Below are 16,497 nucleotides of genomic sequence, written 5' to 3'. Positions count from 1 at the left end.
ATGGTACCAGAGGCCGGACTCGAACCGGCACACCCGTTAAGGCGGGGGATTTTGAATCCCCTGTGTCTACCAATTTCACCACTCTGGCAAGAAGATGAAGCATGTAGCTGTTGAGGCTGCGCATAGTAGCGAATCTCATTCCGTCGGGCAAGAACTTCTGCGATTCTTTTCTGCTCGGCAAATTGCCTCGATTGGGGTTTGCTTATTTGCTGATATCCGGTCAGAATAGCTTTTCATAACAATAACTTGAGCTATTTCTGTGGTTAGCCATATAAGGTTTTGTCGGTTTCTTTGCTGCACCAGTCTGCTGGCGCTGCTGAGTGCCATGTCAGCTGCGGCGATCAGTCAAGATGCCCGCCAACAGCCGAGTGAAATCGACAGCAATAGCGATAAAACAAGCCTTGCCGAACGCGTTGCGGCGCTCGAAGCGCAGCAAACGGAAAACGATAACCATCAGTTTGCTCATAAGATCGATCAGCGCCTGAACGTTAGCGGCTTTGGCAGTTTTACCTTAAGTCAGCTGAGTGAAGATGCCAGTGAGCCATCGGGCCGCGACAATCAGCTATCCATCGACCCGTATTCTTTATTTGGCCTTGAGCTGGCTTTTATTGTGACCCCAAGTACCCGTGCAGTATTGCAGCTGGTGGCCGAGGCGAATGAGGATTTTGACCCAGAGTTTGAATGGCTGTATGTAGAACAAAATTTTTCGGACAAGCTGCGACTGCAGCTCGGTCGTTTTGGCTATGCGGCATTTAGCGAGTCGCAAAATGCTAAGGTGGCTTATAGCTATCCGGCGGTGAGTTTGACCGATGAGGTCTATGTGCGCACCTTGATTGAGAGCGCCGACGGTGCCTCTCTGGCCTACGATATGCCTTGGGGCGACAGCTTAAACACCTGGCATATTTATGCCGGCGAGCGTTCGGTGGATAAAAAATTAGAGGCGCTGACGATTGAAGCCGATAAGGTTTACGGTAGCTATCTCGAGTCGTTTTGGCGTGCGTGGTATTTTCGTGTCGCGGCGCATTTTGTGCGAGATGGGCATTTGCTGTTGGAGAATATTCAAGTGCCGACCGGCTTTCAAGGCTGTACGCAGCCTAGCTGTAGCTTAAAGCTGGATTTAAATAATGATCAGTACAGTTTGGCTGCCAAATATCAGGGCATACATTGGTATATGCATTATGAGCTGTCGTTTTTAAGCAGTGAAAATGACCGCGTCGGAGACATTTTAGGCCAGGGCTTAACCGTGGCCTATGAGTTTGAGCAGCTGCAGCCCTACCTGCAATGGGGCTATTATCAAACCAACTTGCCCGATGATCAGCCAGCTGAAGATTTGAATGGCAAAAATACGGAACGCCAGCAGCAAAGCCTTAGCTTGGGCATACGACACAATTTTGCCGATTATGTGTCGATGAAGTATCAGCTTAAATATCTGTACGACTTTGATCAAAGCAACGGTATCTTCAATTATTATGGCACTGAGCCGATTGATTTTGATGATGCCTGGGCGTTTGATATTAGCCTGCAGTTTGTGTTTGACGAGTCCTTATAAAAATAGCGTATTTCTTGCTATACTTGCCGCCGCTTAACGCCTAATCCTCGGTTGAGACCGAGAAGTTCTTGAAATCATAGCGGCCGTTACCTAATGCAAACCTCAGATTTTGACTATCATCTTCCGGATGAGCTGATTGCGCGCTTTCCAGAAACCGAGCGCAGTGGCTCACGTCTGCTGCATGTAAACGCAGCAGGGCAGTGCAGCGATCGGCGCTTTACCGATTTATTGTCCTTATTAAAGCCCAATGATGTGCTGGTGCTGAATAATACCAAGGTGCTGGCGGCTAGGCTGTTTGCTCAAAAAGCCTCTGGCGGCAGTGCCGAAATTTTAATTGAGCGGGTGCTTGATAGCCATGCGGTATTGGCGCATGTGCGCGCTAGTCGCTCGCCTAAGCCGGGTGCCGAGCTGAAGCTATTTGCCGACGAGGCGCGACAGCAGCTAAGCAGCTTCAGTGCGACTATGCAGGCGCGCGGCGGCCCCAATGATAGTTTATTTGCGCTACACTTTAATCAACCGGTGCTAGAGGTATTAGATGCGATAGGCCATATGCCGCTGCCGCCCTATATTGACCGTGCCGATCAACACAGTGATAAGCAGCGTTATCAAACCGTGTTTTCTAAAAGCTTGGGTGCGGTTGCCGCGCCGACGGCGGGGCTGCATTTTGATCAAGCTTTATTAGATGCATTAATCGCCAAGGGCGTTAGCGTGACTGAGCTGACCTTGCACGTAGGTGCGGGTACTTTTCAGCCGGTTAAAGTAGAGAATATTGCTGAGCATAAAATGCATAGTGAGTGGATTGATGTGCCGCAGGCTGCATGTGATGCGATCGCCGCTGCCAAGGCTCGCGGCGGGCGCGTGGTAGCGGTGGGTACGACCGTGGTTCGCTCACTGGAAACCGCCGCACAATCAGGCCAGCTGCTGCCGTTTCAGGGTGAGACCGATATATTTTTATACCCTGGCAAGGCCTTTCATGTGGTGGATATGATGGTAACCAATTTTCATTTGCCAAAATCTACGCTGTTGATGTTGGTGAGTGCCTTTGCTGGACAAGCTGAAATGTTAGCCGCATATCGGCATGCGGTGGCGCAGCAGTATCGATTTTTTAGCTATGGCGATGCCATGCTGTTGGAAAAGAAATAGCCGCAAAAGCTTAATAGGCAAAGCAGCTAAATTAAGTGCTTAAATAAAAAACAGCGTAACAATACCGCATACAATAGAATCTAGAAAAAACAGCAAGACGAGACATCATGACAGACAATACCCAACGGCCAGAGTGTTTTATGGATTTTACCGTGACTAACAGCTGCGGTAAGGCAAGAACCGGCTATTTAGATTTTCCGCGTGGCAAGGTGCGCACCCCTGCTTTTATGCCGGTGGGAACCTATGGCACGGTGAAGGGTATGCTGCCGCGCGATATTGAGGCCATTGATGCCGATATTATTTTAGGCAATACCTTTCACCTTTGGCTGCGCCCCGGTATGGAGGTGATGAAAGCACACGGTGACTTACATGATTTTGGCGGCTGGCAAAAACCTATTCTCACCGACTCAGGCGGTTTTCAGGTGTTTTCTTTAGGTAAGATGCGCAAGATAAAAGAAGAGGGCGTGACCTTTCAGTCACCGGTGAATGGTGAGAAAGTATTTATGTCGCCTGAAATTTCCATGCAGGTGCAGCGCGATTTGGGCTCGGATATTGTGATGATATTTGATGAGTGCACACCGTATCCGGCAACAGAAGCCGAAGCGGAAGCCTCGATGCAGCTTAGTCTGCGCTGGGCTAAGCGTTCGAAAGAGGCACATGGCGATAGTCCGTCGGCACTGTTTGGCATTATTCAGGGTGGTATGTATGAATCTCTGCGTGATCAGTCGTTGGCAGGTTTAACCGAGATTGGCTTTGATGGCTACGCGATTGGCGGTCTTTCGGTAGGTGAGCCGAAAGACGAAATGGCGAAAGTGTTAGATTATATTACGCATAAAATGCCTGCAGATAAGCCGCGCTATTTAATGGGCGTTGGTACCCCACAAGATATTATTGATGGTGTGTTGGCCGGGGTTGATATGTTTGACTGCGTGATGCCAACCCGTAATGCACGCAATGGGCATTTGTTTACTTCTGAGGGCGTGGTAAAAATTCGTAATGCGAAACATCGCCACGATACTGGCCCCTTAGACCCTGAGTGTGATTGTTATACCTGCCAAAACTTCAGTCGCGCCTATTTGCACCACCTAGATAAGTGTAAAGAAATGCTCGGTGCGCAGCTGAATACGATTCATAATTTACGCTTTTACCAAAAGCTGATGGCAGATATTCGACTGGCGATTGAAGAGGATCGTTTGCAGGCCTTCGCTGACGAGTTTAAACAAAAAACCGCGAAAAAGGCTTAAGCATGTTGAACAACCGAATCGAGTCGCGCCATGTATAAATTGATTGTTTATGTACCTAAAGCTGATCTTGATGCGGTAAAGCAGGCCTGCTTTGCCGCAGGTGCTGGACGAATAGGCGAGTATCAGCAGTGCAGCTTTGAAACCGAAGGCTTGGGTCAGTTTTTGCCCTCGGCAGCGGCGCAGCCGGCAATCGGTGAGGTGCAGCAGCTAACGCAAGTAAGCGAGGTGAAGCTTGAGATGGTTTGTACATCTGACTGTATAAAAGCGGCTGCATTAGCCATGATAGCGGCGCATCCATACGAAGAACCAGCCTATCAGATTATGCCGTTTATTACGGTGGAGCAGCTGTAATGCCTTTTTATGCCCTCGATGATAAACGGCCAAAGCTTCTAGGTGCTGGCCATTTTATAGCCCCCAGCGCTGCGATCATTGGTGACGTTGAGTTGGCCGAGCAAACCAGCGTTTGGTTTAATGCCGTGATTCGCGCTGAAAACGACCGGATTCGTATCGCTGCGCGCAGCAATATTCAAGACGCTGCGGTGCTGCATGTTGACCCCGGCATGCCGCTGACGATTGGTAGTGATGTGACCGTTGGGCATAAGGCTATGCTGCATGGCTGCACGATTGGTAACGGCAGCTTAATTGGTATTAACGCGGTGGTGCTGAACGGTGCAGTCGTGGGTGAGCGCTGCTTAATCGGTGCCAATGCCTTGGTCACTGAAAATATGCAGGTGCCAGATGGTGCTTTAGTGTTAGGTTCGCCAGCGAAAGTGATAAAGATTATGGATGCCGAGCGCCAGCAGATGATTCAGCAGGGTGCGGCAAACTATGTACGCAATGCTGAGCGGTTTCAGCAATTGCAGCCAGTGGATATGCGCACAGTCTATCAAGACTGAGCTTTAGCGGCCGGCTTTGGCATCATTGCCTAACCGCTTAGCCACTTAAACGCGTAACCGCAGCGAGTAACGAGTAGTATTATGAGTGATGAGATAGTGCGTTCACCCTGTGTGAACATTTGTTTTTTAGAAGACGATGATATTTGTGTTGGCTGCTATCGCCACAGTGATGAAATCACGGAATGGAGCGAGGCCAGTAATGCACGCCGTCAGGCTATTTTGCTGAAGTGTGCTGAACGCCGCGCTGCCAGCGGACCTTCATTGAGCTAAAGGGTTTTTTATAGGCTAAAGGCTTATGTAGGCTAAAGACTTTTCTGAACTAGCTTTTAGAAGCTTAGCTGGCTCTGCAAATGCTTAACCGCGCTTCATGTCGCTCACCCGGCGCCAGCACAATACTGTCGCTGAATGCCGCACCGCGTTCAATGCACACAAATTGTTGATAGGCCGAACCAATATCGGCGATTGTGGCGGCCAAGTCTTGCCCCGGATTCCACACAATGCAGCTGTCAGCACCGCTGGCTTGGATATCCAGCTGCTTGCTGCCATCGATTAAGCGTTGCTGGCCAGCCAGTTGCTCAAACACCGCATCCACTTCAGTCGTAAAGCGTTTACTGTTAGGCCACTGCTTTGGCCGCAGCTGATCCGTGTTGTCGAGAAACGTCTGATCAGCTAAGCCGTCTATGGTAAGCGTTGACAGATGGTCTACGCGAAAATAGCTGTGCAGTGCAAAGCTATAGCGCTGTGAATGATCACCTAGATGTTGCCAATTAAGCGCTAGCTGAATGCTATCGGCTAGGCTCAGGCTTAGCTGCAGCTTGAACTGATCATGACTAAAGCTAAACTGCAGCGTGCAGCCCTCAGCACTTTCAGTCAATTGCTCAAGCTGCCAGCGCTGCTGGCGTACAAAGCCATGTTTGCCAAGCTCTGCCTGCTCGGGGTGGGGGCCAAACCAGGGAAAGCAGATCGGTATGCCACCGCGAATCGGACTGCTGTTATCGAAGTTTGCCTGCTCGCTGAGCCAAAGCCAGTCACTGTCTTGCTGTGGGGTAAAGGATAATAATTGCGCACCTTTTTCGGCAATTTCAGCATCAAATTTTGGGTGCTTGATGGCAATAATCTGGCAGTCTTGCCGTGTATGCAGGCTGCTGTACTGGTATTGGCTAAAATCGGGCATTGTCATAGGCTTGCGTTTGAATGCTTATGTTAGGGAAATCTGCTGCTGATTAGGCTAGCGCAAACCATCATAGCAAAAGCCAAGCCTCTATGTTCAGTGTCGATACGATTTTTCTGACTGTATCGATGCTTTTATGACTGTTGGCGAGAGTAAAATTAAAGCCTGCAAGGTGCAACCTTATATAGCTTAGCGGCAGAAATATTATCTCTTAATTTTTTTTCACTTTTAACCCTGACTGCAAGCTGTCACACTGCGACAACAATAAAAAGGACAGCTTATGAATATTGCAATTGTTGGGTTAATTTTTTCTGCGTTTTTACCGATTGCCTGTGCATGGGTTAGCGGCAGCTATAAACACTATACGCTTGGCGGTGTAGATAACAAACACCCGCGGCAGCAGAATAATCTATTAACGGGCCCTGGTGCGCGTGCCGTGGCGGCGCAGCAAAATGCCTGGGAAGGCTTTATTGTTTATGCGGCGGCGATGCTGGCGCTGTTGCTCGGCAATAACCCTTTGACTATGGGTCAGGCAGTTGATGATGCAGCGCTGGCGATATGGATATATATGCTGTCGCGCGTAGCCTATGTGCTGTGTTATTTATTCAACTGGGATATTGTTCGTTCGTTGACGTTCTTTGGCAGCTTTGGTAGTTGCTTATATATTATGTTTAGCAATCTCTAAGTCTTACGGCAATCTTTTCTACACAGCTTTGCGCTGATTATTGTCTAGACTTATTGCCTAGACGTATTGTCTATACATGCTGCTTATACTGGCTAGCTACTCAGTATAAGTAGCTACTGCCTGCTAGCAATGTTTTACAGCCCAAAGCTGCAGGCCTTCTGAGCCTGCATTGCCATAATAACGATTTCCTCAACCCTTATTGCTGTATCCCCTTACGCTAAAACGTTAATAACGCTATAAACACAAACACGGCTTGATATGCCTAGAAGTGCCTGGATGTGCCCAGAAGTGCTTAGATGTGTCTTGCTATGGAAGACTATCTAAGGCTTTCTAAGACCTAATCGCCTTATTTGTCAGCGTTTTCCCTCTCTTCGTTTTACAGCTAAGGCCTCTCATTCTTTATTGCTCGCTAATATGCGCATCGAAGGCTTGCTATTGAAAAAACATTTTTTGCCCATATTAAAATTGTATTGATGGTTTTTTAATCACCGCTGATTTGCAATAACTGTGAAGATTTACGGTGGCTAAGGAGATAAATATGCAGATTGAGCAATTAACCCATGCACTGCAGCAAAACTTAAGCCAGGCACAGAGTGCTGCGCTTGAGCAGCGACATACGCAAATTGAGCCTGAGCATTTACTTTTATCGATGCTTACGGGCACACAGGCCTATGCCGCTCAAATACTTAAACCCATTGGCGATGTTGCTGGGCTATGCCAAGCATTGCAGCAATGTGTAGATAACTTTGCTAGTGCCAGCTCAGCGCAGCAGCTGGGTTTGTCACAAAACTTAGTGCGTTTATTTAGCGCAGCTGAGGCGATAGCGAAGCAAAATGGTGATCAGTATATTGCTACTGAGGTGGTGTTGCAGGCGATATTTAAAACCTCGCTAGCAATGAAGCAATTATTTGAAAAGGCAGGTTTTACGCAGGCGTTAATTGATCAAGCTGTTACTGCTGTTCGTTCTGGAGATAAGGTTATGGAACAAAATAGTGAAGATTTAAGACAGGCGTTAGATAAATATACTATAGATGTCACCGCGCAGGCAGAGGCGGGTAAGCTGGATCCTGTTATTGGTCGTGATGATGAAATTCGTCGCACGGTTCAGGTGTTACAGCGTCGCACCAAAAATAATCCGGTGTTAATTGGCCAGCCTGGAGTGGGTAAAACCGCCATTGTTGAAGGTTTGGCACAGCGTATTATCAATGGTGAAGTGCCTGAAGGCTTGAAAAATAAGCGCTTATTATCTTTAGATATTGGTGCCTTATTAGCAGGTGCTAAGTTTCGCGGTGAGTTTGAAGAGCGCTTAAAGGCGGTGTTAAACGATTTATCAAAACAAGACGGCCAGATTATTTTATTTATTGATGAAATTCATACCATGGTCGGTGCGGGTAAGGCCGAGGGTGCGATGGATGCAGGCAATATGTTGAAGCCTGCGCTCGCGCGCGGTGAGCTGCACTGTGTAGGTGCGACAACATTGGATGAATATCGTGAGAATATCGAAAAAGATGCAGCACTTGAGCGTCGCTTTCAGAAAGTGTTAGTAGATGAGCCAAATGAAGAAGATACTATTGCGATCTTGCGTGGTTTGAAAGAACGCTATGAGGTGCATCATGGGGTTGAGATTTCAGATGCCGCAATCATTGCCGCTACCAAGCTGTCTAGCCGTTATATTACTGATCGAAATTTGCCTGATAAGGCGATTGATTTAATCGATGAGTCAGCCAGTCGCATTCGTATGGAGATTGATTCTAAGCCAGAGGTGATGGATAAGTTAGAGCGCCGCTTGATTCAGTTAAAGATTCAGCGTGAGGCCTTAAAAAAGGATAAAGATGCAGCCAGTAAATCGCAGCTGCAGCAGCTGAATCAACAAATTGATGAGGTAGCGAAAGAGTTTGCCGACCTTGATGAGATATATAAGGCTGAGAAGGCTAGCTTGAAAGGCTCGCAGCAAATCAAGGCTGATTTGGAAGAGGCGCGCATGGAATTAGAAAAAGCCAGTCGTGAGTCAAATTTACAGCGCATGTCTGAACTACAGTATGGCTTAATTCCGCAGTTAGAAAAGCAGTTATCCGAAGCGGCCGAGGCAGAATCTGAAGACAATGCGCCGCAGCTTTTGCGTAATCGCGTGACCGAGGAAGAAATTGCCGAGGTGGTGTCAAAATGGACCGGCATTCCAGTCAACAAAATGATGGAAGGCGAGAAAGACAAACTGCTGCGCATGGAGCAAGAGCTGCACGCACAGGTAGTTGGTCAAGATGAAGCGGTGAATGCGGTATCTTCTGCTATTCGTCGCGCGCGGGCTGGCCTGTCAGACCCGAATCGGCCCAATGGTTCGTTTTTATTTCTTGGCCCAACGGGGGTGGGTAAAACCGAGCTGTGTAAAGCCTTGGCAAACTTTTTGTTTGATAGTCAGGAGGCGTTGATTCGCCTTGATATGTCTGAGTATATGGAGAAACATGCGGTCGCGCGTTTGATCGGTGCACCGCCTGGCTATGTCGGCTATGAGGAAGGTGGCTATTTAACCGAGGCAGTGCGGCGTAAACCCTACAGCCTGATTTTACTGGACGAGGTCGAGAAGGCGCATCCCGATGTGTTTAATATCTTATTGCAGGTGTTAGATGAGGGGCGTTTAACGGATAGCCAAGGGCGTACGGTCGATTTTCGTAACACCGTAGTGGTAATGACCTCGAACCTTGGCTCCGATGTGATACAAACCCTGACCGGCAGCGCCAGCAGTGAGGAGATAAAAACCGCAGTGCTTGAAGTTGTGCAGCAGAACTTTCGCCCTGAGTTGCTCAACCGACTGGACGATCAGGTGTATTTTCATCCCTTGGAGCAGCAGCATATTGCCAATATTGCAGAGCTACAGCTGCAGCAGCTGCGCAGCCGCCTAGCCGAGCGCGAGCTGGATATTCAGCTGTCAGCTGAGGCTGAGGCATTATTGGTCGCCGCCGGCTATGACCCGGTATATGGTGCGCGTCCATTAAAGCGGGCTATTCAGCGCCACTTGGAAGACCCGTTAGCGTCTGCGATATTGGCAGCTAAGTTTAGCCCAGGGCACTGCATTGCTGTTGATGTAGAGAATGGCGCGTTATCGTTTAAGTAGCGCTGGCTTATCTTAGGCCTTATATAAGCGCGCGCTCTCGATGATATTGTCTTCGATATGCAGGATTTCGATATGGTAGTCGCCAATCTCAACCGTGAGGTTGGCATCGGGAAAGGATTCCAGCTGCTCTAAAACTAGGCCATTCAGCGTTTTGGGGCCATCGGTAGGCAGTTGAAAGCGGGTAAAGCGATTTATCTCGCGCACCGAGGCTGAGCCTGCGACGACAAAGCTATTGTCTTCGAGGCGCGCAAAATGGGCATATTCGTCGTCGAGGTTAGAGGTGAACTCGCCGACGATCTCTTCCAAAATATCCTCAAGCGCAACTAAGCCAATTACCGCGCCATATTCATCAACCACAATCGACATGCGTCGGGTTTGCTGTTGGAAGTCGAGCAGTTGCTTGTGCAGGCCAGTGCCTTCTGGGGTGAACACTGGCGCGCGCATGATATTTTCAATCACGCTCTTATCAAGCTCTTGCTGGCTGATACAGCGCGCAATATTGCGCATATGTAAAATCCCAACAATATTATCGATGTCGCCTCGAAATACCGGTAGCCGGGTGTATTCGCACTGGCTGAGTTGTTCGAGCAGTACGGCGTCATCGTCATCAAGATCAATACCAAATATTTCGCCGCGCGGCACCATGATATCTTCTACCGTGGCGCTTTCAAGATCGAGAATATTCAGCAGCATGCGCTGATGGTTTTCTGGGATCAGAGCGTTGGCGTCGTCAACAATGGTGCGCAGTTCATCTGAGCTGAGCTGATCTTCGCGCACTTGGTTGACATCGATACGGACCGCTTTGAGTAAACCATCGGTGACCAGATTGATTGCCCAAACCACCGGTGACAGCAGTTTTAGCAGTAATTTGAGTATCGCACTGGCTGGAAATGCCAGCTTTTCGGGATATAAGGCGGCAATCGTTTTTGGCGTAATTTCGGCAAAAATTAATACCACTAAGGTGAGTAATATGGCCGATACCAGTACCCCTGGATCGCCTAATAGGCGAATGCCGATAATGGTCGCAATGGATGAGGCGAGAATATTAACCAGATTGTTGCCGATCAAGATCACGCCAAGAAGCTTGTCGGGGCGTGCGAGCATTTTTTCAGCACGTGCGGCAGCTTTGTGCCCTTGTTTACGTAAATGTTTGAGGCGATAGCGATTTAGCGACAGCATGCTGGTTTCGGAGCTGGAGAAGAATGCAGAGAACAGCAGTAGCAGCGCAATGGCGGCAAACAAAAGCCCTGTGGGCAAGTCGTTCAAGAGAGGGTTGTCCGTGTTGATTCGATAAGTGAATCTTGCAGCAAGCCTGCGCTTAGCGCAAGTGTTTATGCAAGGATAACTTCTAGCACAAACTTAGAGCCAAAATACGCCAGCATCAGCGCGCTAAAGCCGCTTAAGGTCCATTTGGCGGCGGTATTGCCGCGCCAGCCCCAGGCCTGACGGCCAAACAGCAAGATAGCAAATACCCACCATGCAGCAATCGAGAGAATGGTTTTATGTGCTAAATGTTGCGCGAACATATCGTGCAAAAACATAAAGCCGCTGCCGATCGAAATGCTGAGGGTGATAAAGCCGAGCCAAATCAGTTCGAACAGCAGCTTTTCCATCGTTTGCAAGGGCGGTAGATATTGAAATAAGCCATTAAAGTTATGCGCCCTCAGCTGGTTTTCTTGAATCGCTAACATGCAGGCCTGTAATGCGGCCAAGCTAATGAAGCTATAGGAAATGATGGACAGGCTGATATGCAGGATTAAACCTTCGCCGCTGATAATTTTGCTATTGCTGCCCGGGCTGAGCCAGGCTGCCAGTACCGCAAAAGCAGACAGCGGCAAAAATACCAGCATTAAATTTTCGATTGGCATTTTACGCATTAATGCCAGTGCTGAAATAAGACCAATGGCGCAGAATACAAGGCTGGCCGCGTTCGCCAGCGATAAATTCAGCACATTGCTGGCATAAATGCTGTGCTCTAGCGACCAAGCGTGCGCTAAGACGGCAAACGCAAAGCTGAATAGAAAAACCTTGCTGCTGGGCTGACGCTGACTCAGCTGTTTTAATAGCGCGGCAAAACTCAGTAAATAAGCGGCTATAGAGCAGATGGTGATCAAATTAAGCATGGTGATCTACGATTTGAATGGCGCTAGCGTTAGCTATTCGAGAGGCTAGCACGTATACTAATAGGTTATGTGAGTTCATTTCCGGTTGCGAGCGTCAGTCGGATTTGTTCATGGTTAAATTTTGGTTTGATCGTGCTTAGATCACGGTTAGATCTACATTTAACGAATTATTCGCAGTTTATTCGAAAATCATTCGCAATCGATAATAACTGAATTATCAATTGTTTATTTGAAGGTCACCATACCAGCGCGCAGCCAGCTTTAAAAGAAAAATCTAGTTGGTCTGTACCGCTTAAAACGCAGCTTTAGCGTCTGTGTAAAAAAGGTTTTACAGCATGTTTGAAAACTTAACCGATCGCTTATCGGATTCGTTAAAAAAAGTCACCGGCCAATCGCGCCTCAACGAAGACAATATTAAAGATGTGTTGCGTGATGTACGCATGGCCTTGCTTGAGGCCGATGTGGCGCTTGAGGTGGTTAAAAGCTTTATCGACCGTATCAAAACACGCGCGATTGGCACTGAGGTACTGTCGGCGCTTAACCCTGGGCAAACTTTCGTTAAAATTGTTCAGGATGAGTTAGAGCTGGTACTCAGCGGCGGTGATGCCGAGCCTGAGGGGCTAAAATTAAATACCCAGCCGCCGGCAGTTATCTTGATGGCGGGTTTGCAGGGTGCGGGTAAAACCACCTCGGTTGCCAAGCTGGCCAGTCATTTACAGGCGCAGAAGAAAAAAGTCATGGTGGTGTCGGCGGATGTCTATCGTCCAGCCGCTATCAAACAGCTAGAAACGCTGGCCAATGATGTCGGCGCGGCGTTTTTTCCGTCTGAGGCTTCGCAAAAGCCGGTGGCGATTGCCAAAGCGGCTATTCAAGAGGCGAAGATTCAAGTCTGCGATGTGTTAATCGTCGATACCGCTGGCCGTTTGACGGTTGATGAAGCGATGATGAGCGAAATCAAACAGCTGCACAGTGCGATAACGCCAATTGAAACCCTGTTTGTGGTAGATGCCATGACGGGTCAGGACGCAGCGAATACAGCTAAGGCCTTTGATCAGGCACTGCCCTTAACCGGTGTGATTTTGACCAAGGCTGATGCGGATTCGCGCGGCGGTGCAGCCCTATCGGTGCGGACGATTACCGGCAAGCCGATTAAATTTTTGGGTATGGGCGAAAAAACCGACGCGCTTGAGCCATTCTACCCTGACCGTATTGCCTCGCGAATTTTAGGCATGGGCGATGTGCTGAGCTTGATTGAAGAAGCTGAGCGTAAGCTGGATAAGAAAAAAGCCGATAAACTGGCCAAGAAAATTCAAAAAGGTAAGCGTTTCGACCTTGAAGATTTCCGCGATCAGCTTCAGCAGATGAAGAATATGGGCGGCATGTCGTCGATGCTCGATAAAATGCCGGGCATGGGTGGTTTGTCGCAAATGGCGCAAGATCAGGTTGATAATAAAATGTTTGTGCAGATGGAGGCAATCATCAACTCGATGACTCCGGCTGAGCGGCGCAATCCTGATATTCTTAATGGCTCGCGTAAACGCCGTATTACTCAGGGTTCGGGCACTCAGCTGCAAGATTTGAATCGCCTGATCAAGCAGCATAAGCAGATGGCGAAAATGATGAAAAAATTATCGCAAAAAGGCGGCATGCAAAAAATGATGCGCGGTATGCAAGGTATGATGGGTCAGGGTGGTATGCCCGGCATGGGCGGCCAGATGCCTCCAGGCGGTATGGCTGGATTGCCGCCGCAGTTTAAAATGAAGAAGTAAACCTAGCCGCTGCGCGCATGTAGGCCATGGTAATTTTCTCTGGCTTGTGGTTTACAGCGTGCTTAGCTTTTCATATAATGTCGCGCCTTTGAAATCTGGGTCCTGTTTTGGCTCGGTTTTAAAACAGAATTTTATGACTTTATGACACAGTATTGGAATAGACGATGGTAACAATCCGTTTAGCTCGAGGTGGTTCTAAGAAGCGCCCATTTTATCACATCACGGTTGCTGACAGCCGTCGCGCGCGTAATAGCCGTTTTATTGAGCGTGTTGGTTTCTTTAACCCAATTGCACGTGGTCAAGAAGAGCGTTTGCGTCTTGATAATGCGCGTATTGATTACTGGGTAAGCCAAGGTGCTCAGCTGAGTGATCGTGTGGCTAAGCTCGTTAAAGACGCAGCTGCCGCTTAAGACAACATTTTATAAACTAATTTCGATTAGTTTATTGCCTGATTGCCGGTTTGAGTGTGTTGCCTTGCACGACTTAGGCCTTGATAATTTTCAGGCACATGCAAAAGCTTGTGGTTAATACCGATATGACAACCCAGGAATCTTCCTCTGATTTGTTAGTCATTGGTGTTATTACACAAGCTTTCGGCATTAAGGGCTGGGTAAAAGTGAAGTCGTTTACCGAGCCTGAAAGCAATATTTTACATTATCGACACTGCTTACTGTCGCACAATGGTCAGCAACGAAAAGTCGAAATTGAACAAGCCAGACCGCAAGGCAAGGCGCTGGCGTTAAAGCTGAAAGGCATTGATGACCGCAATCAATCTGAGCTACTGCGTAAAGCACAGCTAATGATTGCTGCTGATCAATTAGCGCAGCTGCCGCCCGATGAATATTATTGGCATCAGCTGCAGGGTTTGACGGTGCTATTGGCCTCAGAGGCAGCCTCTGATTTGCCCATACTGGGTGTGGTTAGCCATTTATTAGAGACGGGCTCGAATGATGTGCTGGTGGTTAAACCCAGTGCAGATAGCCTTGATCAGCGCGAGCGGCTGCTACCGTATCGTCCCGAGGTGGTACTTGAGGTCGATCTTGACGCCGGCACGCTGAGCGTTGATTGGGATCCGGATTTTTAGCATGACACATTTCACCGTGTTGTCTTTATTTCCGGAAATGTTTACCGCTTTAACCGAGCACGGCATTAGTTCGCGCGCGATAAAGCAACAGCAGTTATCGCTGACTGTGGTCAACCCGCGCAGCTTTACCGAAGATCGACATCGTACTGTGGATGATCGTCCTTACGGTGGTGGGCCGGGTATGCTGATGCTGCTAGAGCCTTTGTGTAAGGCGCTGCAAGCAGCACAGTCGCAGGTGTTGGCGCGCAGTGCAGCCCCTGCTAAGGTGGTCTATTTATCACCGCAGGGCACGGTATTTAATCAGGCCAAAGCGCAACAGCTGGCTAGCCTTGATGAAGTTATTTTGATTGCGGGTCGTTATGAAGGTATTGACCAGCGATTTATAGATCATTGGGTAGATGAAGAAATTTCACTCGGTGATTATGTTGTTTCAGGCGGTGAGCTGCCTGCAATGATGGTTATTGATGCCGCCGCGCGCTGCATTCCCGGTGTTTTAGGGCATGCGCAGTCGGCAGCTGAGGATTCGTTTTTTGCCGGTTTACTCGATCACCCGCAATACACGCGTCCTGAAGTTTTTCGCTGGGATGAGCAAGACTACCCGGTACCTGAGGTACTGTTGGGCGGCAATCATCAAGCGATTCGCCGCTGGCGTTTACAGCAGGCGATTGGTCAAACCTGGTTGAAGCGACCAGATTTGCTGGCTAACAAAACACTGACTGATGAAGAAAGTGCATTGCTAGCGGCATTTAAACAAGCGCTTCACACGAGTGAGTAGAATGAACGTGAGATGTATGTGCTCATGGTCCTCTGTGCTTGAGTCCTAGCCTAGGCGTGGTTAACCAAATAGTCCACAGCTATGATGGCACTAATTAAGGAGCTAAAAAATGAGTAAAAACAAAATTATTGCTGCGATTGAAGCGGCGCAAATGACTAAAGAATTACCGGCTTTTGGCCCAGGTGATACGGTGGTCGTTCAGGTAAAAGTAAAAGAAGGTAACCGTGAGCGTTTACAGGCTTTTGAAGGTGTTGTGATTGCAAAGCGTAATCGTGGCATTAACTCAGCTTTTACTGTGCGTAAGCTATCATCAGGCATTGGTGTTGAGCGTACCTTCCAAACTTACAGCCCTCTGGTTGACAGTATTGAAGTGAAACGTCGTGGTGATGTGCGTCGTGCTAAACTTTACTACTTGCGTGGCTTAACCGGTAAAGCGGCACGTATCAAAGAAAAGTTGGCGAAAAAATCCTAACGATTTATCGTTTCTGTAAAAACCGCGACCTGTCGCGGTTTTTTTTCGCCTTTCTCTGCTGCTTTGTTTTATGCGCCCTGTTTTCGGTCTCTCTGTTTTCTGCCTCTCTGATTTCTGCCCTGCTGCAGGCTATATTCGATTAGCTATTCTTGATAAGCTTGAGCGATGTCAAATCAACAAGCTAAAGCCGTTAAATTGCAGCAAGCTGCCTCCGCCGACATTGAGCGCTATCTTGATGCGGTATGGATGGAGAAAGGCTTGTCTGATAATAGCCTTGCTTCATACCGATCCGATTTAGCGCTGTATGAGCAGTGGCTGACACAACAGCAGCATAAAGCCCTGTTAAGCTGTGATGCTGGTGATATTCAGCAATATTTTGCTTGGCTGTTGGAGCGTGGTTACTCGTCTAAAACCTTGGCGCGCATCTTGTCCTGTCTGCGTGGATTTTTTCATCATGCCAAGCGCGAGGCTTGGTGT

At 48.4% G+C, this 16,497-nt stretch carries 17 protein-coding genes and 1 tRNA gene; 14 read left to right on the top strand and 4 right to left on the bottom strand.

Annotated features, from left to right (window positions below; all coding sequences use genetic code 11):
- Nucleotide 1: 1 nt before the first annotated feature.
- Nucleotides 2-88, bottom strand: a tRNA-Leu gene (locus HRU21_03955).
- Nucleotides 89-325: 237 nt separating this feature from the next.
- On the opposite strand from HRU21_03955, the gene HRU21_03950 reads away from it, so the two are divergent.
- From HRU21_03950 to HRU21_03925, 6 genes are all read left to right on the top strand, one after another.
- Nucleotides 326-1,549, top strand: coding sequence for a hypothetical protein (locus tag HRU21_03950; GenBank protein NRA41445.1), 1,224 nt, complete (start codon nt 326-328; stop codon nt 1,547-1,549).
- A gap of 93 nt (nt 1,550-1,642) precedes the next feature.
- Nucleotides 1,643-2,692, top strand: a complete 1,050-nt coding sequence (gene queA, locus HRU21_03945) for a tRNA preQ1(34) S-adenosylmethionine ribosyltransferase-isomerase QueA (GenBank protein NRA41444.1) — start codon at nt 1,643-1,645, stop codon at nt 2,690-2,692.
- Nucleotides 2,693-2,799: 107 nt separating this feature from the next.
- Nucleotides 2,800-3,936 carry a tRNA guanosine(34) transglycosylase Tgt gene (tgt, locus tag HRU21_03940; GenBank protein NRA41443.1) on the top strand — a complete coding sequence of 379 codons (1,137 nt, stop codon included), beginning with the start codon at nt 2,800-2,802 and terminating at the stop codon, nt 3,934-3,936.
- A gap of 30 nt (nt 3,937-3,966) precedes the next feature.
- The gene (locus HRU21_03935; protein NRA41442.1) at nt 3,967-4,287 is read left to right on the top strand and encodes an NGG1p interacting factor NIF3; all 321 of its coding nucleotides are present in this window, start codon (nt 3,967-3,969) and stop codon (nt 4,285-4,287) included.
- Entirely contained in the window at nt 4,287-4,832 is a 546-nt protein-coding gene (locus tag HRU21_03930) for a gamma carbonic anhydrase family protein (GenBank protein ID NRA41441.1), read from the top strand. Before HRU21_03935 ends, HRU21_03930 begins: the two co-directional genes overlap by 1 nt.
- 81 nt (nt 4,833-4,913) lie before the next feature.
- Nucleotides 4,914-5,102, top strand: coding sequence for a DUF1289 domain-containing protein (locus HRU21_03925; GenBank protein ID NRA41440.1), 189 nt, complete (start codon nt 4,914-4,916; stop codon nt 5,100-5,102).
- Nucleotides 5,103-5,166: 64 nt separating this feature from the next.
- On the opposite strand, the gene HRU21_03920 is transcribed toward HRU21_03925, so the two are convergent.
- Nucleotides 5,167-6,012 carry a D-hexose-6-phosphate mutarotase gene (locus HRU21_03920; protein ID NRA41439.1) on the bottom strand — a complete coding sequence of 282 codons (846 nt, stop codon included), beginning with the start codon at nt 6,010-6,012 and terminating at the stop codon, nt 5,167-5,169.
- A gap of 271 nt (nt 6,013-6,283) precedes the next feature.
- Here HRU21_03920 and HRU21_03915 point away from each other — a divergent pair, with 271 nt between their 5' ends.
- The gene (locus HRU21_03915) at nt 6,284-6,688 is read left to right on the top strand and encodes an MAPEG family protein (GenBank protein ID NRA41438.1); all 405 of its coding nucleotides are present in this window, start codon (nt 6,284-6,286) and stop codon (nt 6,686-6,688) included.
- A 538-nt stretch (nt 6,689-7,226) separates the two neighbouring features.
- On the top strand, nt 7,227-9,797 hold the full coding sequence (gene clpB / locus HRU21_03910; protein ID NRA41437.1) for an ATP-dependent chaperone ClpB: 2,571 nt from the start codon (nt 7,227-7,229) through the stop codon (nt 9,795-9,797).
- A gap of 12 nt (nt 9,798-9,809) precedes the next feature.
- Here clpB and HRU21_03905 read toward each other — a convergent pair whose 3' ends face one another.
- A complete protein-coding gene (locus tag HRU21_03905; protein ID NRA41436.1) occupies nt 9,810-11,063 on the bottom strand; it encodes an HlyC/CorC family transporter in 1,254 nt (417 codons plus the stop codon).
- 65 nt (nt 11,064-11,128) lie between these two features.
- Nucleotides 11,129-11,920 carry a cytochrome c biogenesis protein CcsA gene (gene ccsA / locus HRU21_03900; protein ID NRA41435.1) on the bottom strand — a complete coding sequence of 264 codons (792 nt, stop codon included), beginning with the start codon at nt 11,918-11,920 and terminating at the stop codon, nt 11,129-11,131.
- A 335-nt stretch (nt 11,921-12,255) separates the two neighbouring features.
- Here ccsA and ffh point away from each other — a divergent pair, with 335 nt between their 5' ends.
- The 6 genes from ffh to HRU21_03870 all read left to right on the top strand — a co-directional run.
- Entirely contained in the window at nt 12,256-13,689 is a 1,434-nt protein-coding gene (ffh, locus tag HRU21_03895; GenBank protein NRA41434.1) for a signal recognition particle protein, read from the top strand.
- 164 nt (nt 13,690-13,853) lie between these two features.
- On the top strand, nt 13,854-14,099 hold the full coding sequence (gene rpsP / locus HRU21_03890; GenBank protein ID NRA41433.1) for a 30S ribosomal protein S16: 246 nt from the start codon (nt 13,854-13,856) through the stop codon (nt 14,097-14,099).
- Nucleotides 14,100-14,224: 125 nt separating this feature from the next.
- Entirely contained in the window at nt 14,225-14,773 is a 549-nt protein-coding gene (gene rimM / locus HRU21_03885) for a ribosome maturation factor RimM (protein NRA41432.1), read from the top strand.
- 1 nt (nt 14,774) lies between these two features.
- The gene (gene trmD, locus HRU21_03880) at nt 14,775-15,548 is read left to right on the top strand and encodes a tRNA (guanosine(37)-N1)-methyltransferase TrmD (GenBank protein ID NRA41431.1); all 774 of its coding nucleotides are present in this window, start codon (nt 14,775-14,777) and stop codon (nt 15,546-15,548) included.
- A 109-nt stretch (nt 15,549-15,657) separates the two neighbouring features.
- Nucleotides 15,658-16,020, top strand: a complete 363-nt coding sequence (gene rplS / locus HRU21_03875; protein ID NRA41430.1) for a 50S ribosomal protein L19 — start codon at nt 15,658-15,660, stop codon at nt 16,018-16,020.
- 165 nt (nt 16,021-16,185) lie between these two features.
- Nucleotides 16,186-16,497, top strand: a 312-nt coding sequence (locus tag HRU21_03870; protein NRA41429.1) for a site-specific integrase, incomplete at its 3' end; no start/stop codon positions are given.

Source organism: Pseudomonadales bacterium, assembly GCA_013215025.1.
GTDB lineage: Bacteria > Pseudomonadota > Gammaproteobacteria > Pseudomonadales > DT-91 > DT-91.
This window is presented reverse-complemented; position numbering and strand designations above follow the sequence as displayed.